Here is a 20,811-nt window from a genome sequence, read left to right on the forward strand (position 1 = left end):
TATCCATCCGGGTGACTATGAAAAAAATTCTTGTGCTGCACGGACCTAATTTAAATCGGCTTGGTTCCCGTGAACCCTCCATTTATGGGGTATCCACCTTGTCCGAATTGGATGAGTCGCTGGAAGACCAGGCTCAGGCAGCCAATATTCATTTAACCTGCAGGCAGACCAACGCGGAAGGTCAGTTTATCGACCTCATCCATAAAGCCGCCGAGGATGGAATTGATTATTTGATTGTCAATGCGGCAGCCTTTACCCACACAAGCATTGCCATTCGCGATGCCTTGAGTTCCGTGCCCATCCCGTTTATCGAAGTCCACATCAGCAATATCTATGCCCGGGAATCGTTTCGACACCATTCCTACCTGTCGGATATTGCCCGGGGGGTCATCAGCGGGCTGGGAACCAAAGGGTATAACCTGGCGCTTCAAGCAATCATCGAAGAATGGTCTTAATTAATTTAGAGAGTTATCCATGGATATCCGTAAAATCAAGAAATTAATCGAATTACTCGACGAAACCGGTATTTCAGAAATTGAGATTAAAGAAGGCGAGGAATCTGTTCGCCTAAGCCGACACAGCCATGTGGTGGAAACCGCACAGCCCGTACGCTACGCGCCCCAGCCCGTGCCCATGCAGGCCCCTGCTGCCGCACCGGCAGCGCGCGAAGCTTCGGCTGCAAGTGAGCCTGAAGCCGGGACAGTCAACGGTCACAAGGTCCGTTCACCGATGGTTGGCACCCTGTACACCTCCCCCTCGCCTGACGCCCAGCCTTTCGTAAAAGTGGGCCAGAAAGTCAAAGCCGGCGATACGCTGTGCATCATCGAGGCCATGAAAATGTTTAATGAAATTGAAGCAGACAAGGCGGGTACTATTACCGCCATTCTCGCGGGGAACGGCGATCCGATTGAATACGATCAACCCCTGTTTGTTATTGAATGAGGGGGGTGTGATGCTCAGTAAAATTGTAATCGCCAACCGCGGTGAAATTGCGCTTCGCATTTTGCGGGCCTGTAAGGAATTGGGGATTCAGACCGTCGCCGTGCATTCCGATGTCGATAAAGATCTGCTGCATGTGCGTCTGGCCGATGAAACCGTTTGTATCGGCCCTGCCAATTCGCAGAAAAGCTATCTGAATATCCCAGCCATTATTTCCGCCGCAGAAATCACCGACGCGGTGGCCATCCACCCAGGCTATGGCTTTCTTTCCGAAAATGCCGATTTTGCCGATATTGTCGAGCAAAGCGGCTTTCGTTTTATCGGCCCGCGCGGCGACACCATCCGCCTGATGGGGGATAAAGTGTCCGCCATTGCCGCCATGAAAAAAGCCGGCGTGCCCTGCGTTCCCGGTTCCGATGGCCCGTTGGGAGATGACGATGAGCACAACCTGGCGCTCGGCCGTCAAATTGGCTACCCCGTCATTATTAAAGCCGCCGGAGGCGGTGGCGGTCGTGGCATGCGCGTGGTTCACAGCGAATCCAACCTGCTCAATGCCATTGCCTTAACCCGTAGTGAAGCAAAAGCTGCCTTCAATAACCCGGTGGTTTACATGGAAAAATTCCTGGAAAACCCACGCCATGTGGAGTTTCAGGTCTTAGGCGACGGCAAGGGCAACGCCATTTATTTGGGCGAACGCGATTGTTCCATGCAGCGGCGCCATCAAAAAGTCGTGGAAGAAGCACCGGCACCCGGCATTACGCCTGAATTACGCCGTGAAATCGGTGAGTGCGTGGTCAAGGCTTGCCGCGATTTGGAATACCGCGGTGCGGGTACCTTTGAATTTTTATACCAGGACGGTTGTTTCTATTTCATCGAAATGAACACCCGTATTCAGGTGGAACATCCGGTTACAGAAATGATCACCGGCATTGACTTGATTAAAGAACAAATCAAAATTGCAAGCGATCTGCCCTTTACTTTAAAGCAGGAAGACATTCAATTGCGCGGCCACGCCATCGAATGCCGTATTAATGCCGAAGATCCCAAAAATTTCATGCCCAGTCCAGGTACTATCCGTCTGCTGCATCAACCTGGCGGTCCCGGCATTCGCTTTGATTCGCACCTTTACAGCAGCTATACCGTTCCGCCCAATTACGATTCCATGATTGGCAAATTGATCAGTTACGGTGAGACTCGCGAAGTCGCCTTTGCCAGAATGCGCAATGCCCTCGATGAAATCATCATTGAAGGGATTAAAACCAACATTGAATTGCACCAGCGTATTATGCGCGACAAGGCCTTTATGGAAGGCGGGACCAATATCCATTACCTTGAAAAAATGCTGAAGGAATAAGGCTGTGTGGTATCAATTACAAATTGAAATCTGTCGACCTGACGAAGCCGAAGCCTTAAGTGACGCGCTGGAGGGCTTAGGCGCCGTATCGGTTACATTCACCGATAAGCACGACAGCCCGGTCCTCGAACCCGAACCCGGGACCACCCCGCTCTGGCCGGATATTGTGATTCAAGCCTTGTATACCGAAGAAGAAACTGCTGCCGAAGCCCGCCAAACCCTTGCTCCTCATTATCCGCACCTGCGGTTTACCCTTGACACCTTGCCGGAAAAAGATTGGGAACGGGTATGGATGGATGACTTCAAACCGCAGCGGTTTGGTGAGCGTCTGTGGATTTGCCCCTCCTGGATTGAACCGCCACAACCTGATGCCGTTAATCTGATTCTTGATCCAGGCCTTGCCTTTGGCACCGGCACTCACCCAACCACCTCGCTTTGTTTAAGCTGGCTTGACGCGGCTGATTTAACCGGGCAGTCGGTGATTGATTACGGCTGCGGGTCAGGCATTCTGGCTTTAGCGGCTCTCAAATTGGGCGCCGATTCCGTTCAGGCGGTTGATATTGATGAACAGGCCCTGATCGCGACCCGCAACAATGCCGACACCAATCAAATGACTTGCAAGCGATTGTCGGTCGGTTTTCCGGATGCCTTAAAGCCCGGAGCTGATCTGCTCATTGCCAATATTTTACTCGCTCCGTTAATGGCGTTAAACGAACGCTTTAAAACGCTGTTAAAGCCGGGGGGGCAATTGGTTGTTTCCGGTCTTCTGACCGAGCAGGTGCCTCAATTACTGCAACATTATGACGATAACTTTGCACACGACGGCAGTCATACGCTGGATGGGTGGTCTTTATTGATTTTTAAACGCCGTTGATTTTCCTGGAGGATGCCATGACTGAATTGACTTTTTCTCCCCGCCGGGCCTTGTTAAGCGTTTCTGACAAGCGGGGCATCATTGAACTGGGGCAGCTTTTAATCGCACATGGCATCGAAATCATCGCCACCGGCAACACCGCCGCCGGCTTAAAGTCTGCGGGCCTTGCCGTCACCGAAGTCAGTGAACGCACCGGTTTTCCGGAAATTATGGACGGCCGCGTCAAAACCCTGCATCCAGCCATTCACGCCGCCCTGCTCGCACGGGGCGAGCAGGATAAGGCCGTGTTGAATGCCCAGGGTATTACCCCCATTGATTTGGTGATCGTTAATCTCTATCCCTTTGAACAGACAGTCAGCCAATCGTATTGTACGTTTGATGACGCCATTGCCCATATCGACATTGGCGGACCAACCATGATTCGTGCCGCCGCCAAAAACCATGATCATGTCGCAGTCCTCGTGTCGCCTGAGGATTACACCGCGCTTGAACAGTATCTAACCCTTAAAAAAATGCCTGCCGATTGGCGCCTGACCCTGGCTAAAAAGGCTTTTGCTCACACGGCAGCCTATGATGGGGCCGTCAGCAACTATCTGAACAGTCTGGATGATGCGAAAAAGACCACGCCCTTCCCTGCGGTTTTCAGTACCCAGTTTCAGCAATGTTATGATTTGCGCTACGGTGAAAACCCGCACCAGCAAGCTGCTTTTTATGCCAACAGGCAAGCCGCCAGCGATTCGTTGGCGAAAGCAATGCTTCTGCAGGGCAAGCCGCTGTCCTATAATAATCTTCTTGATGCTGATGCGGCTTTGGACTGTGTCAAAGCAATGGATGTGACTATCCCCGCCTGTGTGATAGTCAAACATGGCAACCCCTGCGGCATTGCGGTCAGAGAGACTTTAATCAAAGCCTATCAACGCGCGTTTGAAACCGATCCCACCTCAAGCTTTGGCGGTATTTTGGCGTTTAATCAATGCGTGGATGAGGAAACGGCTCGCGGTGTTATTGACAATCAATTCGCCGAAGTCCTTATCGCTCCGGCTTTTAGTGAACAGGCTCAGAGCGTCTTGCTTGCGAAACCCAATTTAAGGGTACTCGCCACCGGCCTGTTTAGCCATCATCCTGCCCCAGAGCTCAGCTTGCGCAGCATCAGCGGCGGTTTGCTCGTGCAAGACAGTGATCAACGCATCATTAACCCGGATGAATTGCAGGTGGTGACGCACAAGCAGCCTGCGCCTGATCAAATCAGGGATTTACTGTTCGCCTGGCGAGCCGTTAAATACGTGAAATCCAATGCCATTGTTTTTGCCAAAGAACAAGCCACCGTCGGCATTGGCGCTGGTCAAACCAGCCGGGTCATGAGTACGCGCATTGCCGCATGGCAGGCCGAACAAGCGGGTTTTTCCCTAAAAGGTGCAGTCATGGCGTCAGATGCCTTCATTCCCTTTGCCGACAACATCGAGATTGCCGCTAAAGCCGGCATTTCCGCCATTATCCAGCCTGGCGGCTCGCTGCGTGATCAAGGGGTGATTGATGCGGCCAATACCGCCAACCTGGCTATGATTTTTACAGGAAGTCGTCATTTCAGGCATTAACAACAGCATCCGTCGTAAAAAATTTGCTGCGTCCTCCATTTTTTTTTGTTATTAATTGATATGGCAAAAACCCTCATTAAATGGAGATTAAGATGGGCTTTACATTACCTAAACACCTGAAGGATTTATTGAAGCAACTCAATAACTTGGCTGAAGATTACAAAAAAAGACGCCAAAGCAAAGACAGCGAGCGTTATTTCAGCATGTTTCGCTCGGCAACCAAAAACCCGGATAGGGAACAGGACGCGGAATTCATTGAAAATCTGGCTTCCTGGGTAGAGGCTAATAAAAGCAATTACTACAAACTCGATTATGACTACTACAATGTGGACTATCAACAAATCGTCACTTACTTAAAAAAAGCCTTGTCCGGCATGCTCATGATCGAGTTGATTAAAATTTATGGCCCTCACGGCGAAAATAAAACCGATAGTGCCCTGGGTGAAATTTTACTCGAGCAATTCAGCATTAAAAAATTCAGCGAAATACCCCAGGAACAAATCATTCAGTGCATCGAAAGCCTGGAGCATTTGATTGATATCATCAATAAAACAACCAGTGACGATTGGATTAACGAGAATTACCGCGATGTCAGACTGGCCATTGATACGGCGTTAAAAGGCTATGAAGTAGAAACAAAAGCCACCTTAAGTTAATCTCTGACGCTCTCCTGCTAAAAGCCGGGAGAGCACTGTTCTAATAATTACTCAATTGATTTATTTTTTTCTATCGTTATAATGGCCTGCTTTTATAAAAGGCAATTTGTATGATTGATGAAGAATTTGAACAATTGATTTCGGCATTTGACTCATTTTGGAACGAAACCATCGTCACGAGCTATATCCAAATCAAATCGTATTTGATGCAGGGTTATACTCCTCAAGCTTACAATGGTTTATCAAATTGTTTCACCCAGTATGCCAATTTAATTAATCAATTCGTCGCTGAAATGAAAGCCGTTTTTAGCCGGCACCACTTGAATAAACAGCAGCAAACCCGCCTTGTTAACTACATGAACGAATGCCATGAAACCCGCACGGCAGATATTTTAGAGCTTAAGAAAATCGAATCCAGCCATAGAAAAGGTCATTTTCTACCGCTTCCTACATTGGAAGAACAGCTCAGCAGCGGGCAAATCTTTCCCGATAATCCCTGTTATCTCAATGTGCATTTCGACGACTCCGATAACCCCACCCCCTCTTTTTCCGCTTGAGATTCCTTGCTCAGGGATGAGTCATCACGCCTGACTTTAGGTAACATACCGTTCAAAACGGTAAATTTTATTACACTTTTCATTGCAGTTTACTTATTCATCAACTAAATATTAACATAAGTGAATCAAGAGCAATTCAATGGATAACATTAAGTTTAGCCTCGAGAACAATGCTCGTCTGTTAAAAAGCAAAGTGAGCGGGTATGCAATTTTGGGGCTTTGCATTTCTGTTATCGCTATTTTCTCAGCAACCCTCGCGGTCTCCTATCAAATGACCGGCGGCATTTCACTGGAAGGCATCATTCTTGCTCAGAAAAGCAACATCGCCTTGATTATTCTCGACTTGACCCCCCTTGTGTTTATGTTCTGGGGCCAATCCCTAAGCTCGGTAATGTCCTACACCGCCGGGGCAATGGTGGTGGATCAGACCAACGAACTGCGCATGCAGACGTCCGAACTGGCGTTAAGGGCCCAACATGAGTCAAGCCACGACTCCCTGACCGACTTACCAAACCGCGTCCTCTTTGTTGACCGGCTCAATCAAGCGTTAAGCGCGATGCGCGGCCGTGAGGGCAAGCTTGCGGTAATTCTGATTAATATCAATAATTTTAAAGAATTGAATGCCGGTTTCGGCAGTTATAATGCGGATAGATTACTTAAACAATTTTCACAGCGCCTAAAATGCACCACCGACGACCCCATGACCTTGGCGCGCTTGGGCGGCGACGAATTTGCCATCCTCCACCCCCACATTGAAGCCGAAAAAGACATTTACGCCATCGTTAAGAAATTGCAGAAAGCCTTAGCCATTAATTTTGTCTTAGACAGCGTGGCCATCGATGTCACGGCCACCGTCGGCGTGACCTTTTATCCTGATCACGGCAAGGATGAAGATACCCTCATGCAACGCGCCAATATCGCCATTTATCACGCCAAGCAGAACAACAAGGAATTTGTGGTTTACGAATCCTTCATGGAGCGGGAATGTCCCAATAAGCTGATTTTGATGAGTGAATTAAAAAAGGCTATTGAAAGCGAGCAATTATTAATCTATTTCCAACCGAAAGTGGAACTCGCCACTGGTAAAATTAAAGGCTGTGAAGCCCTGCTGCGTTGGTCGCACCCCACCTTTGGCATGATGAACGCGGAGAAATTTATTCCTGTGGCCGAGCGAACGGGCCTCATTAAATCGTTAAGTCATTATGTTTTAAAACAAGCCATAGACAGTGCCAGCAAATGGCGCAAAAACGGCGTAGACATCGAGTTATCCATTAACCTCTCCGCCATTGACGTCATTGATATTGAGCTGCCCTACACGCTGGAGAGCCTACTCAGTATTTATGAGTTTCCTGCCAACCTCTTGAAAGTGGAATTGATTGAAAGTTTTTATCTGACCGACCGAACCCGCGCCATTGAAGTGATTAACCGCCTGGCGGCCCTGGGGATTAAAATATCCATTGATGATTTCGGCACTGGGTACTCCTCCTTTATTTATCTGACGGAATTACCCATCAATGAGGTAAAAATAGACAAATCCTTTATTTTAAGCCTGAATGAAGACAGCAAAAAACGCAGCATTGTCGATGCCATGATTAAGCTCGCCGGCGCCTTGAACCTTAACGTGGTTGCGGAAGGCATTGAGACAATGCAGCATTACACCATACTTAAATCCATGGGTTGCAAGTATGGTCAGGGCTTTTATTTCAGTGAAGCAGTCGATGCTGAATCCCTGCAAGCCATTGTCAAATCTGAAGCATTCCTGCCGCAGAAATCACCCGAGGCGTTAGCTGCTGCGGCTAAAATCCATGCCCTTTCGAATTGATACGGTTAATTCTCCTGATTGATTTCATGACTTAATCATCGCTAAACTGAGAATGAACCTGCACTATGATTTGGCAAAAGGGATAAGCCTATGGAGAACGACCAGCAACCGTCACACCAAGCCAAGCCAGAAACGGGCCCGGCATCCTGTTGCCATCATGCCCACCCAGCCGCAACAGCTTCAAAACAGCCTTTACATGGCCAAATCATATACATTTGCCCCATGCATCCTGAGGTCAGGCAGGAGACTCCCGGCGTCTGCCCCTTATGCGGCATGGCCCTGGAAGCGGATGTCATCACCCACGAGGCTCCGGAAAATCCTGAATACCTGGACATGCGCCGCCGATTCATCGTGGCACTCATCCTTACCCTGCCGGTCTTTGTGCTGGCCATGGGAGAGCACTTTTTTTATCACCTCATTGCCATACCGATAACCATCGGTCTGCAACTGCTATTCAGCACACCCGTAGTCCTGTGGAGCGGCTGGCCTTTTTTTTACCGGGGTTGGCAATCGTTGCGAACCGGCCATATGAACATGTTCACGCTGATAGCGATTGGAACCGGTACCGCCTGGTTCTACAGCCTCATCGCTACTCTTTTGCCTGGCCTGTTTCCAGGCGAGCTTAAAAGCACTACAGGCTTTCCTCCGGTGTATTTTGAAGCAGCGGCAGTCATTGTCACGCTGGTGTTGCTAGGTCAGATTCTTGAATTGAAAGCCCGCGAAAAAACAGGCGGCGCCATCAAAGCGCTTCTGGACTTATCGCCAACCATCGCCCACCGCATTGATGCCTCGGGGCATGAAGAGGATCTTACCCTGGACGCGGTTGAAGCGGATGATTTGCTGCGCGTTAAACCCGGGGAAAAAATCCCGGTCGACGGAATCATTGTTGAAGGCCAAAGCGACGTGGATGAATCCATGCTGACCGGTGAGCCCTTGCCTGTGAGTAAGGCAAGCGGTGACGAGGTCATTGGCGCCACACTCAATCAAACCGGTAGTTTCCTGATGAAAGCCCGGCAGGTAGGGAATAACACCTTGCTGTCGCGCATGATAAAACTGGTCGCCGAAGCGCAGCGCAGCCGCGCACCGGTGCAGCGTTTAGCCGATAGCGTGTCATCCTGGTTTGTACCCATCGTCATGACGATTGCCATCCTGTCCTTTGATATCTGGTTATTTTTAGGACCTGAACCCAGCTTAAGCTATGCCCTGACAGTCGGTATTGCCGTGTTGATTATCGCCTGCCCCTGCGCCCTGGGCTTGGCCACACCCATGTCGATTATGGTGGGGATAGGCCAAGGCGCCGGGCAGGGAATTTTAATTAAAAACGCCGAAGCGCTCGAAACCATGGAAAAAATCACGGCACTCGTCGTCGATAAAACCGGCACATTAACCGAAGGGAAACCATCCTTAACCCAGGTTATCAGTTTAAATCGACCGGATAAAGAATTATTAAGCTATGCTGCGGCGCTTGAAACCCACAGCGAACACCCACTGGCCAAAGCCTTTACCGCGGCTGCGGCGCGTCATCATCTGGCCCTGCCATCCGGCAGTCATTTTCAGGCCCATCCCGGGTGCGGCATCACCGGTCTTATTGACAACAACTTAATTGCGCTTGGCAATCAAAAACTCATGGAAAACCTGTCTATTGATGTGAAAAAACTGGCGTCTCAGGCCACTGCATGGCAAAGCCAGGGCGCATCGGTGCTGTTCATGGCCATTGATCAGCAATTGGCAAGCCTTTTCGTCATTCAGGATACAATCAAAGAGACAACCGCAGCCGCCATTCAGCAATTAAAGGCCTCAAAACTCCATGTGGTCATGCTGACCGGTGATAATCAGGCGACCGCCCAGTATGTAGGTCAGCAACTTGGCATTGATGACATCATCGCCGATGTGCTCCCTGAAGAAAAACACCGCCATATCATGGCCTTGAAGGCGAAGGGGTATCGGGTCGCCATGGCCGGCGATGGCATCAATGACGCCCCGGCCCTGGCGGAGGCTGACATTGGTATCGCCATGGGCACCGGCAGCGACATTGCCATTGAAAGCGCGGGCATGACCCTGCTTCATGGCGATTTGCAAGGCATCGTCAAAGCCCGCCGCCTGTCCACCCTGACCATGAGGAATATCCGTCAAAATCTGTTTTTTGCTTTTGTTTACAACCTGGCGGGTGTGCCTGTTGCGGCCGGTATTCTTTACCCCTTTTACGGGGTATTGCTAAACCTCATGATTGCTGCGGCAGCCATGTCATTAAGTTCCGTGTCGGTCATCGCCAATGCCTTGCGCCTGCGTTGGCAGAAAATATAGCCCGCAATACATTATCCTGGCTTTTGAGAAGCAACCCCCTATAATTGAGCCACCTTTACACCCAAGGATGCATAATGAACCGTCTGATGCTCTTTTTCGTGGCCTGCCTCACGTGGTCCAACACCTTTTCCGCCTCACCAGCCTCGGATACCTTGTCTGACCACATCAAATTGACCCTTGTAAAAACCGTAGCCCAGGGTAATCATCAAAACGTATTCTTTAAGCTCGTTAACCAGAAAACGGGAAAACCTGTCTTATTGGATGAATTAAAGACCGTCCATACCCGCCGCATTCATTTGCTTATCATTGACCAGAACCTCAACGATTACAGCCATGTGCACAGCCACCCGACTCAGGAGCCCGGCGTTTATGAGTTCCATTGGCAACCTCAAAACAACCCGGGCAATTACAACCTGTGGGCGGACATCACCTTAAACAAAGACAACCAGCATGCCTACCTGCTCACCCCGCTCATGAGGACAAGCGATAAACCGGCCGTTATCCATCGCAAAGCCTTTGCTGAATCCACCGTCGACGGGTTTCATTTTGCCTTATCCTTTAACCCAACATCGGTGCATGCCGGCGAAGCTGCCATGGGAAAAATCATGATCACCAACAGCCAGGGCAAGCCCGTCACTGCCCTTGAGCCGGTTATGGGCGCCTTTGCTCATCTCGTTGGCTTTGATGATGATTTCAAGACAGTGATTCATATTCACCCCATGGGTAAAGAACCAACCAAGCCTACCGATCGTGGCGGGCCGCTGCTTGAGTTTCATCTTGAGGCTGAAAAAGCGGGATTTATTAAATTGTTCGCCCAGGTAAAAATTAACGGACGAGAATTGTATGTGCCCTTTGGCATTCAGGTCGAATAAGGGCGGGCTGGGTAAGCCCAGCCCTGGATGAATAGCGGTTAATCCAGTAAACCCAACTCGATGACCGCATCGCGTTCCTGACGCAACTCGTCCAGCGTGGCATGGAATTTACCCTGGCTGAAGTCATTCATGGGCAAACCTTCAATGACTTCCAGACGGCCATTGGTGCGGCGGCAGGGGTAGGAGAAAATCAAGCCCTTATCGACACCGTATTCGCCATTGGAGCTTAGGCACATGGAGAACGATTCATTGGCCGGCGTGTCATTGAGCAGGTTGTTAACCCCGCGAATGACCGCATTGGCTGCCGAGGCGGCAGAAGACAGGCCGCGCGCTTTTAAAATCGCTGCGCCGCGTTGCTGGACAGTGCTCACGAATGTTTCTTTTAACCAGGTTTCGTCGTGAATCACACTGGCTGCGGATTGACCATTGATCTTGGCATTGTAAAAATCAGGATACTGCGTGGATGAATGATTTCCCCAGATAGTCATCTCTGTCACGGCGGTAATATCCACACCCGCTTTTTTGGCCAACTGGGTACGGGCACGCAATTCATCGAGCGTCGTCATGGCGAAGAATCGGTCGGCAGGAATGTCTTTGGCGCTGTTTTTGGCAATCAGGCAATTGGTGTTGCAGGGATTACCCACGACAAAGACCCGGACATCATCGGCTGCATTATTGTTAATGGCCTGACCTTGCTGCGTAAAGATACCGCCGTTAATTTTTAACAAATCCGAACGCTCCATGCCCTGTTTACGCGGTACAGAGCCCACTAACAAAGCCCAGTTCACCCCGCTCATGGCCTTATTCAAATCGGAGGTGCAGACGATGCTGTCCAATAAAGGAAAAGCACAGTCATCCAGTTCCATGGCGACCCCTTCCAATGCAGGCAGGGCCTGCTCTAACTCGAGCAAATGCAATTTGACTTTGGTGTTTGGGCCAAACATTTGCCCGGAGGCAATGCGAAACAGTAAGGCATAGCCAATCTGGCCGGCAGCGCCTGTAACAGCGACGGTAACTTTATTCATTATTTTTTTCCTCATTTAACCATTTTTTAACCAATAAAAGCGCGGCAATGCTCCGTGCTTCAGAAAAATCGGGCCTCAATAACAGGTCGTCGCTCGCGCTTAACGGCCATTCGATGACATCAAGCGGTTCTGGCTCATCCCCTTTTAATCGGGAAGGGTACAAGCCTCTGGCTAAAACCAAATCAAGTCGAGCACCAAAATAACCGGGCGCCAAGGTCATTGACCGGATCCAGTCGATTTGCCTGGCCGCAAAACCCACCTCTTCCTGCAGTTCACGATTTGCAGCCTCGGTTACTGATTCACCCTGTTCAATCAATCCTTTGGGAAAAGCCAGTTCGTAACTATCGATACCGGCTGCGTATTCACGAACGAGCAGTATAGACTCACTGGCCGTCAATGCAACCACCAGCACTGCACCATGTCCATGGCTGCGGATACGCTCATAGACGCGTTGGGCACCATTGGAAAAATGCAACTGCAATTGCTCAACCGTGAACAAGTTGGATTTGGCAATGACCGTTTTTTTCTTGCAAACCGGTTTTTCTCGCATCCCGTCTACCTGACTATCCTCAATGAGTACCGCGTCTTTTTGTGACAAAACCGTTATCATGATACTATTGCCCATTCCAACAAGCCAGCCTGATTTTAGTTCATGTTACCGACGTCGTTGTATATTCACGTTCCCTGGTGTATCCGCAAATGCCCCTATTGTGATTTTAATTCGCACAAGAGCCCAACCACCCTGCCTGAGGACGAGTACGTCAGCGCCCTGATTGCGGATTTAAAGGCCGACATCGCCAGACACCAGCGCACTCAAATCCACAGCATTTTTATCGGCGGCGGCACTCCCAGCCTGTTATCCGGCAAAGCCTACGACCGCCTGTTGACGAACGTGCAGAATTTACTCGACTTTAGCCCCGGCATTGAAATTACCCTGGAGGCCAATCCAGGCACGGTGGAACAACAACGCTTCAAGGATTACCGACAGGCAGGCATTAACCGGTTGTCACTGGGCATTCAGAGTTTTAATCCTCATCACCTGAAACGCTTGGGCCGCATCCACGATGACGCGCAGGCTCATCGCGCCATTGACAGCGCACGGGCCGCGGGTTTTGACAACATTAATCTCGATATCATGCACAGCCTGCCTGAGCAAACCCTGAACGAAGGACTGGACGATTTACGAACGGCCTTAAGCCATCAGCCGCAGCACCTATCCTGGTATCAACTCACCCTGGAACCCAATACAGTATTTTACAAACAACAGCCGCCTCTCCCCCACGAGGAGATTACCGCTGATTTGGAAGAACAGGGCTTTGAGCTCCTGGCTCAACACTGGTTTCAGCGTTATGAAATTTCGGCGTTCAGCCAACCCGGTAAAACATCGCACCATAATCTGAATTACTGGCTTTTTGGCGATTATTTCGGCATTGGCGCCGGTGCGCACGGCAAACTCACATCGCCGGATTACAAGGTGGTGCGTACCCGAAAGTACCGTCAACCCAAAGACTACCTTAATCCCGACAACGCTTTTTTGGCAGCCGCCGAAACAACCGATGCGGCCTCCCTGTTATTTGAATTCATGCTCAATACCACCCGCCTTGAGCAAACCATACCCCGAACTTTGTTTAAAGAGAGAACCGGTTTGCCTGACGACGGCCTGACAGCCAAATTACTTCAAGCGGAGGCAAAGGGGTTAATCTGTTTACAGTCAGAACACTGGCAGGTGACTGAACGGGGACGTCGCTATACTGATAACCTGCAAGCCTTGTTTCTCCCCGAAGACTAATCACCACCGCTGTTTTGCAACCCTTCACAATTGCCTGGCTTTGGCTGATAATGAGGTCTTTCCTCAGCCAGGAGGTTACATGCTCAGTTTCTTTTTATTCCTGTTTGTTGTCATTGTCGCCTATTTATGCGGCTCGCTCTGCTCGGCCGTGATTGTCAGCCGTCTGTTCTCACTCCCGGATCCCCGCATGGAAGGGTCTAAAAACCCGGGCGCCACCAATGTCTTGCGATTATCGGGTAAAAAATACGCTGTCATTGTGCTGGTCGGCGATATGTTAAAAGGCGTACTGCCCGTTTTACTGGCCCGCCTCCTTGACGCAGGCCCGGTGACCATGGGCTTTGCCGCCTTTGCCGCCGTCATGGGCCATATGTATCCCATCTTTTTTCAGTTTCGTGGCGGCAAGGGCGTGGCGACAGCCTTGGGCGCCCTGCTGAGCTTAAATCTAATCCTCGGAGTCCTGGTGATCGTTACCTGGCTTGCCATCGCCCATTACACCCGCTATTCCTCCCTGGCGTCTATTGTTTCCATCATTCTGGCACCGCTGTATTCCGCCATGACCATGGGCAATATCGAGATTATCCCGCCGCTGTTTTTTATTACTATTTTTGTTCTTTACCAGCACCGCGATAATATCACCCGCCTTATCGACGGCGAAGAACCAAAAATACGGTTTAAAGACAAGGCACACCCGACAGTCACAGAAGAAATTTTATCTCCCCCTCAACCCCGCGTTATCCGTGAAGATGAAATTGAGGGGGAAGTCACAGCGGTTGAACTTATCGAGGAGCAAGAAAAGCCTCTGCCCAAAGCGAAAGACGGAACGGAAAAGAAAAACACCCGTAACCCTAAAAAAACAACCCGGGTCAGCAAAGCGAAAAAACCGGCCAACGCAACAACGGCTAAGACCACAAGTGCTAAAGCCCCCAAGAAACAACCAAACAAAGAGACCAAAAAATAAGACGGCTTATTCCCCTGTCAGCGGCCAGCGGGCTTTCACTGCAATGGACTGGCTGCTGTCTGCGTGCTGCTTTTGCCAATGCAGGAACCCGGCAAAAGCCACCATCGCCCCGTTATCCGTGCAATATTCAGGTCTTGGAAAATGCACCGTTCCCTGCACACCCTGCATCAAATGCCCCAGCGCAGCACGAAGTGCCCTGTTTGCCCCAACGCCTCCGGCCACGACCAACCGGCTCGCGGCCGTTTTTTCGACAGCGCGCCGGCATTTAATGACCAGCGTGTCAATCACCGCCTGCTGAAAGGCATGGGCAATGCCTTGCCGGGCCGCATAATTTTTTAAACTGTTCTGCCAGGAAATCAGGGCATGGGTTTTAAGGCCGCTGAAACTGAAATCAAGCCCCGGCCTGTCTGTCATCGGGCGGGGAAACGGTGCAAAAAGCGTTTGTTCGGCTACATTGGCCTTATCAGCCAGACTAGCCAACTGCGCCCCGCCAGGGTAAGGCAGCCCCATGAGTTTGGCGGTTTTATCAAAGGCCTCCCCGACTGCATCGTCCAGCGTGTCGCCTAACAAACAATAGTCGCCCAGTCCCCGCGCCTCAATCAATTGGGTATGTCCGCCTGAAACGAGCAGAGCCAGGAAAGGGAACTGCAACTCGGGGCTATCGAGCATTGCCGCCAACAGGTGGGCCTCGAGATGATGAATGGCCAAAGCCGGGCGGTTTAAACTAAAGGCTAAACTTTTGGCAAAACAGGCCCCGGTTAGCAGCGCGCCAACCAAACCGGGTCCTGCCGTGTAAGCCACTGCATCAATGGCCGCTGCATCAACCTGGGCCTGGCGCAGCACTTCGTTAGTGAGAGGAATTAAATGATTGATATGATCGCGAGAGGCTAATTCGGGCACAACCCCGCCGTATTGCTGGTGAAGGGCAATTTGTGAATGCAGGGCCTGGGCAACCAGACCGCGGTCGGCATCATACAAGGCCACGCCTGTTTCATCACAGGATGATTCTATTCCCAAAACCAGCATTTAAACCTCAAAACAATCAGTGAATCAGGCCCGGCAGTATACCCAAAAGCCTGTTGCACGCCAAAAAACACTATTATACCTAAACTTTGACAAAATAAGTTCAATTAACTTGACGAACACCACAACTGGCACTAGAATTGCCAACCTATTGTTTTTAATTATACCAGAGGACTAATTAATGCCTACCGTTCGTGTGAAAGAAGGCGAAAATCCTGAATACGCACTGCGTCGTTTCAAGCGCTCCTGTGAAAAAGCAGGAATTTTAACCGAATTGCGCCGTCGTGAATTTTACGAAAAGCCCACGGCTGAGCGTAAACGCAAGCAAGCCGCTGCTGTAAAACGTCACCTGAAAAAAATTTCTCGTGATACCAGTTCTCGTCGCAGTCTTAAACACAGACGTAAGTAATGATGAGCATTAAAGACCGCATAAGTAATGATTTAAAAGACGCGATGCGTGCCAGAGATAAAATGAAACTGGATGCGCTTCGCCTGATTACTGCTGCTGTCAAGCAGGTGGAAGTTGACGAACGTATCATCGTGGATGATGAGCGCATGCTGGTTATTCTGGATAAAATGGCCAAGCAGCGTAAAGAATCCATCGCCCAGTTCAACACCGCCGGACGTCATGATTTAGTCGCCCAAGAGCAGTTCGAACTTGATCTCATCGGTCAATACCTGCCTGAACCCCTGTCGGAAGACGAAGTGAATCAATTGGTTTCCGCAGCCATCGCTGAAGTTAACGCCGAAAAGATGAGCGACATGGGCAAGGTTATGGCACACTTGAAACCCCAATTGCAGGGTCGTGCCGATATGAGTAAAGTGAGCGCCTTAATCAAGACGAAACTAAGCTAGCCCCTTCGACATGACTGGCTTAATACCACAGCCATTCATTGATGAATTGCTAAGCCGCACTGATCTTGTCGAGCTTATCGATGGCTATGTGCCTCTAAAAAAGCGAGGCAATAGCTACCTTGCCTGTTGTCCGTTCCATAACGAAAAGACCCCCTCCTTCAATGTCGTGGCCAAAAAGCAGTTTTATCATTGCTTTGGTTGCGGAGCCAGCGGCAATTCCATCAGTTTTGTCATGAATTACTTAAACCAGAATTTCATTGAAGCGGTCGAGACACTGGCGGCCAGGGTCGGCATGCAGGTTCCGCGCGACAATCACCATGACAAGACGCAACAATCATTAAGCCTTTATCAGCTTCTCTCTCAAGTCAGCCACTACTATCAGCACAATTTAAAAGGCAGCGCCGAGGCCATACAATACCTGCGCCAGCGAGGCTTAACCGGTGAAGTTGCCAAAAAATACCAGCTTGGGTTTGCCCAGGCAGGCTGGCATGCGCTTGAATACCAATTCAAAAGCCACCGCGCGGATCTTATTACAACCGGGATGTTAATCAAAAAAGATGACGGCAGTACCTATGATCGCTACCGGCAGCGCATCATGTTTCCCATCCATGATCGAAATGGCCGCATCATCGGCTTTGGCGGCCGTGCCATTGAAGCGGGGCAGAAACCGAAATATTTAAATTCGCCTGAAACCATTATTTTTCAAAAAAATCGTGAACTTTATGGGTTGCATCAGATTTTGCAAAACCAAACCCCGCCGGACATCATCCTCATTGTCGAGGGATATATGGATGTGATTGTTCTGGCACAGCACGGGATTGACAATGCCGTCGCTGCCTTGGGCACCGCCACCAGCACCTACCACATTCAATTACTGAGCAAGCATGCACGCCAACTGGTTTTTTGCTTTGACGGCGATGACGCCGGCCGCCAGGCTGCATGGCGCGCCCTGGAAAACACTTTGTCGCAACTTAACTCAGGCCTTGATGCGAGCTTTATTTTTCTGCCGGAAGGCCATGATCCAGACAGCCTGGTTCGTGAAGAAGGCCCTGAACAGTTCAAGGCGCGGCTTAAGCAAGCCCTGCCTTTGAGTCAGTTTTTCTTTGATACCTTGATGGCTGGCATTGATTTGCGGCGCAGTGCCGGCAAAAGTCAGTTAATTCAAAAAGTTAAACCCTATCTGCAGACCATGACGGATGGGCCTTACAAACAAATCCTCATTGATGAACTGGCCCGGCTGACTCACATTGAAAACCATCGCCTGATGCAAATGCTTGAAGACAAGAAAGAGCAGGCGCCGCTTAGTCAAAAAACCATCAGCCGCTCCCCTATCCGTCTCGCCATCGCCTTGCTGGTGCAAAATCCCGAGATTTATCAGCAGGTCAAATCCCAGATGCCCCCTGTGGTTCTGGATGGGGAGGGACAGGACATTCTGCAGCAATTGTTAAACCAGGTGGCTCAGTCGCCGTCAATGAATACCGCCGCCCTCATCGAGCTTTGGCGGGGAACGGATTTTTTTGATTCACTGAATCGGCTGGCGGGATGGGATCATCAGGTCCCGCAGGAAGCCCTCTCACGTGAATTTATTGATATACTACAATTTTTACAGAAACAAAATTTCGAAAATAAAATTGCCCAATACATTGCAAAATCACGAAAAGAGGGCTTAACTGTTTCTGAAAAGCTAGTCTTGCAAACCATGTTAAAGGAACGCCATCAGCCAGTGCGTGATAAAAAATAACACATGATTGACTAGCCTAATTAGGATGGCGGGTTTATAATCTAACCCTTTTTTGCAGATCTTAAATCAAGCGATATAAGTAGGCCTATGAACGATCAAGAACAACAGCGCTCGCAAATTACCAGAGTGATCAGCCTGGGTAAGGAGCAGAATTATCTGACCTATGCCCAGATTAACGACTTGTTACCCAACATTGTCGATACCGAGCACTTTGATGTCATCATCAGCATGCTGGAAGGGATGAATATTAAGGTCTTTGAACTGCCTCCCAGTGAAGATGAGCTCGCGCTGCTTGGCAATACCGAAGAAGCGCCGGAGGACGTAGAAGAGGCCGCTGCGGTGCTTGCCTCTGTCGACCAGGAAACGGGCCGTACAACCGACCCTGTACGCATGTACATGCGGGAAATGGGAACCGTTGAACTGTTAACCCGTGAAGGTGAAATCCGCATTGCCAAACGCATTGAGGAAGGCATTTACCAGGTTCTTAAATCCCTGGCTCATTACCCCGAGACCGTGCAACTGGTTCTTGAAGATTACGATCGTGTTCAAGTAGAAGAAATGCGCTTGAGCGAAATCATCAGCGGTTTCGCCGATCTGGAAGAAGAAGCGCCTGCTTCGAGCATCGGCTCTATGCTGGATGAATCCCAGCAAGAAGCCATCCTTGAAGAAGCGGTGGATGTTGACCTTGACGAAGAAAGCGAAGACGGCGAAGGCGGCCTTGGCGAAGCGGACGATGGCCCAAATCCGGAACAGGCGAAGATTTATTTTGATGACTTGCGTGCCTGCTACGAGACCGCCATGACCAGCCTGCGCAGCAAAGGGCGAACCAATGCCAAAACGCTTGAGCACCTGGAAGCCATGTCCGACTCCTTCCTGAAACTGAAATTGACGTCCCGTCAGGTCGACAAATTAACACGCCATTTCCGGCAATTGCGCAATCATATCCGTGAGTTTGAGCGCACGATTATGCGTCTTTGCATTGAGAAAGCGCGCATTCCCCGCAAGCTGTTTATTGATACCTTCCCCGGCCAGGAAACCGACATGAACTGGCTGGATGATTTAATCAGCAAGCAGGGCAAAAAACTCGATATGACCCGTATTGAGGAAAATGCCGAAGAAATTAAACGCTTGCAGGCTAAACTTGCCTCGTTTGAAGAAGAATATGGCTTGGGCATCAGTGAAATTAAAGACATTAACAAGAAGATGTCCATTGGCGAAGCCAAAGCTCGCCGCGCCAAGAAAGAAATGGTCGAAGCCAACCTGCGTCTGGTTATTTCCATTGCCAAAAAATACACCAACCGCGGTTTGCAATTCCTCGATTTAATTCAGGAAGGGAACATTGGTTTGATGAAAGCCGTGGATAAATTTGAATACCGCCGCGGTTACAAGTTCTCTACTTATGCCACCTGGTGGATTCGTCAGGCGATTACCCGCTCGATTGCCGATCAGGCCCGCACCATTCGTATCCCGGTGCACATGATTGAGACCATTAACAAGTTAAACCGCATTTCCCGCCAGATTCTGCAGGAAACCGGCCGCGAAGCCACGCCAGAAGAATTGGCTGTAAAAATGGACTTAAGCGAAGACAAGGTGAGAAAGGTTCTTAAAATTGCCAAGGAACCCATCTCCATGGAAACGCCAGTGGGCGATGATGAAGATTCGCACTTAGGCGATTTCATTGAAGACAACAACATCGTCTCGCCGCTTGAAAAAGCGACCGCCGACGGCCTACGCGAAGCCACGCTGGAAATTTTGGAAACCTTAACCCCGCGTGAAGCCAAGGTCTTACGCATGCGTTTCGGTATCGAAATGAACACGGATCACACTTTAGAGGAAGTCGGCAAACAATTCGACGTTACCCGCGAGCGTATCCGCCAGATCGAAGCCAAAGCCCTGCGCAAACTTCGCCACCCCTCCCGCTCGGAAAAACTCCGCAGCTTCTTAGAAGGCGATGACACCTAGAAAATAGCCCCTGCGCCTAACCCGCGCGGGGGCAAAACACGTAAAAATTGAAATTGTTCTAGCGTATTTTCCCCGAAGCGATTACAATTTCAAACTCCCCGGGCCCATAGCTCAGTTGGTTAGAGCAGCGGACTCATAATCCGTTGGTCCTAGGTTCAAGTCCTAGTGGGCCCACCAATAAAATCAAGTAGTTACGAGTAGTTCGAAAAAATTAAAGACCTCTGAGGGGCACTGATGGGGCACTTAGAAATAACAAACAACAATCAATGACAACGAAATCCTCTCTATTATTAATAATCAAAACTGCTATAGTTTACATATATATGAAAGATATTAGTCTTTGATAATACAGAGGAATCAAAATGGGGTCTTTCCCACTTACGGGGGCACTTCAAACTAACAGCATAGTACTCTGGTAATCCCCCCATATTTAACTGACATCAAAAATAGAGGTTTAAGCAGCTACTAAAGCCAGCTTCTGCCTT

Annotated in this window: 19 protein-coding genes and 1 tRNA gene; 17 read left to right on the plus strand and 3 right to left on the minus strand. The window is 49.8% G+C overall.

Features of this window, described 5'->3' with window-relative positions:
• Window positions 1-17: 17 nt before the first annotated feature.
• The 10 genes from aroQ (at window position 18) to Lery_RS06740 (ending at window position 10,973) form a co-directional block, all read left to right on the plus strand.
• Complete coding sequence (gene aroQ / locus Lery_RS06695) at window positions 18-455, plus strand: type II 3-dehydroquinate dehydratase (RefSeq protein WP_058526474.1); 438 nt, start codon at window positions 18-20, stop codon at window positions 453-455.
• A 19-nt stretch (window positions 456-474) separates the two neighbouring features.
• Window positions 475-942 (plus strand): acetyl-CoA carboxylase biotin carboxyl carrier protein, encoded by a 468-nt coding sequence (gene accB, locus Lery_RS06700; RefSeq protein ID WP_058526475.1) that lies wholly within the window; start codon window positions 475-477, stop codon window positions 940-942.
• 10 nt (window positions 943-952) lie between these two features.
• Window positions 953-2,293 carry an acetyl-CoA carboxylase biotin carboxylase subunit gene (accC, locus tag Lery_RS06705; RefSeq protein WP_058526476.1) on the plus strand — a complete coding sequence of 447 codons (1,341 nt, stop codon included), beginning with the start codon at window positions 953-955 and terminating at the stop codon, window positions 2,291-2,293.
• Window positions 2,294-2,297: 4 nt separating this feature from the next.
• A complete protein-coding gene (prmA, locus tag Lery_RS06710) occupies window positions 2,298-3,167 on the plus strand; it encodes a 50S ribosomal protein L11 methyltransferase (protein ID WP_058526477.1) in 870 nt (289 codons plus the stop codon).
• Window positions 3,168-3,184: 17 nt separating this feature from the next.
• Window positions 3,185-4,762, plus strand: a complete 1,578-nt coding sequence (gene purH, locus Lery_RS06715) for a bifunctional phosphoribosylaminoimidazolecarboxamide formyltransferase/IMP cyclohydrolase (RefSeq protein WP_058526511.1) — start codon at window positions 3,185-3,187, stop codon at window positions 4,760-4,762.
• Between the two features lie 92 nt (window positions 4,763-4,854).
• Window positions 4,855-5,418, plus strand: coding sequence for a hypothetical protein (locus Lery_RS06720; protein WP_058526478.1), 564 nt, complete (start codon window positions 4,855-4,857; stop codon window positions 5,416-5,418).
• Window positions 5,419-5,528: 110 nt separating this feature from the next.
• A complete protein-coding gene (locus tag Lery_RS06725) occupies window positions 5,529-5,975 on the plus strand; it encodes a hypothetical protein (protein ID WP_058526479.1) in 447 nt (148 codons plus the stop codon).
• A gap of 139 nt (window positions 5,976-6,114) precedes the next feature.
• Window positions 6,115-7,797: a putative bifunctional diguanylate cyclase/phosphodiesterase gene (locus Lery_RS06730; protein WP_058526480.1), complete on the plus strand. Its 1,683-nt coding sequence runs from the start codon at window positions 6,115-6,117 to the stop codon at window positions 7,795-7,797.
• 90 nt (window positions 7,798-7,887) lie between these two features.
• Window positions 7,888-10,101: a copper-transporting P-type ATPase gene (locus Lery_RS06735; RefSeq protein ID WP_058526481.1), complete on the plus strand. Its 2,214-nt coding sequence runs from the start codon at window positions 7,888-7,890 to the stop codon at window positions 10,099-10,101.
• A 74-nt stretch (window positions 10,102-10,175) separates the two neighbouring features.
• Entirely contained in the window at window positions 10,176-10,973 is a 798-nt protein-coding gene (locus tag Lery_RS06740; protein WP_058526482.1) for a hypothetical protein, read from the plus strand.
• A 38-nt stretch (window positions 10,974-11,011) separates the two neighbouring features.
• Here Lery_RS06740 and Lery_RS06745 read toward each other — a convergent pair whose 3' ends face one another.
• Both Lery_RS06745 and nudE read right to left on the minus strand, forming a co-directional pair.
• Window positions 11,012-12,001 carry a malate dehydrogenase gene (locus Lery_RS06745; RefSeq protein ID WP_058526512.1) on the minus strand — a complete coding sequence of 330 codons (990 nt, stop codon included), beginning with the start codon at window positions 11,999-12,001 and terminating at the stop codon, window positions 11,012-11,014.
• Window positions 11,991-12,623, minus strand: a complete 633-nt coding sequence (gene nudE / locus Lery_RS06750; RefSeq protein ID WP_420324144.1) for an ADP compounds hydrolase NudE — start codon at window positions 12,621-12,623, stop codon at window positions 11,991-11,993. Before nudE ends, Lery_RS06745 begins: the two co-directional genes overlap by 11 nt.
• 27 nt (window positions 12,624-12,650) lie before the next feature.
• On the opposite strand from nudE, the gene hemW reads away from it, so the two are divergent.
• Window positions 12,651-13,787 carry a radical SAM family heme chaperone HemW gene (gene hemW / locus Lery_RS06755; RefSeq protein ID WP_058526483.1) on the plus strand — a complete coding sequence of 379 codons (1,137 nt, stop codon included), beginning with the start codon at window positions 12,651-12,653 and terminating at the stop codon, window positions 13,785-13,787.
• 79 nt (window positions 13,788-13,866) lie between these two features.
• A complete protein-coding gene (gene plsY, locus Lery_RS06760) occupies window positions 13,867-14,745 on the plus strand; it encodes a glycerol-3-phosphate 1-O-acyltransferase PlsY (protein ID WP_058526484.1) in 879 nt (292 codons plus the stop codon).
• Between the two features lie 6 nt (window positions 14,746-14,751).
• Here the strand turns inward: plsY and tsaD are convergent, their stop codons facing one another.
• A complete protein-coding gene (tsaD, locus tag Lery_RS06765) occupies window positions 14,752-15,771 on the minus strand; it encodes a tRNA (adenosine(37)-N6)-threonylcarbamoyltransferase complex transferase subunit TsaD (RefSeq protein ID WP_058526485.1) in 1,020 nt (339 codons plus the stop codon).
• Between the two features lie 178 nt (window positions 15,772-15,949).
• Between tsaD and rpsU the strand changes: the two genes are divergently transcribed.
• The 5 genes from rpsU (at window position 15,950) to Lery_RS06790 (ending at window position 20,503) form a co-directional block, all read left to right on the plus strand.
• A complete protein-coding gene (gene rpsU / locus Lery_RS06770; RefSeq protein ID WP_058496738.1) occupies window positions 15,950-16,177 on the plus strand; it encodes a 30S ribosomal protein S21 in 228 nt (75 codons plus the stop codon).
• 2 nt (window positions 16,178-16,179) lie between these two features.
• Window positions 16,180-16,623, plus strand: coding sequence for a GatB/YqeY domain-containing protein (locus Lery_RS06775; protein ID WP_058526514.1), 444 nt, complete (start codon window positions 16,180-16,182; stop codon window positions 16,621-16,623).
• A 10-nt stretch (window positions 16,624-16,633) separates the two neighbouring features.
• Window positions 16,634-18,364: a DNA primase gene (gene dnaG, locus Lery_RS06780; protein ID WP_058526486.1), complete on the plus strand. Its 1,731-nt coding sequence runs from the start codon at window positions 16,634-16,636 to the stop codon at window positions 18,362-18,364.
• An 87-nt stretch (window positions 18,365-18,451) separates the two neighbouring features.
• The gene (gene rpoD, locus Lery_RS06785; protein ID WP_058526487.1) at window positions 18,452-20,326 is read left to right on the plus strand and encodes an RNA polymerase sigma factor RpoD; all 1,875 of its coding nucleotides are present in this window, start codon (window positions 18,452-18,454) and stop codon (window positions 20,324-20,326) included.
• A gap of 100 nt (window positions 20,327-20,426) precedes the next feature.
• Window positions 20,427-20,503 (plus strand) — tRNA-Ile (locus tag Lery_RS06790).
• Window positions 20,504-20,811: the final 308 nt, after the last annotated feature.

The organism is Legionella erythra (genome assembly GCF_001467615.1).
GTDB classification, from domain to species: domain Bacteria; phylum Pseudomonadota; class Gammaproteobacteria; order Legionellales; family Legionellaceae; genus Legionella_C; species Legionella_C erythra.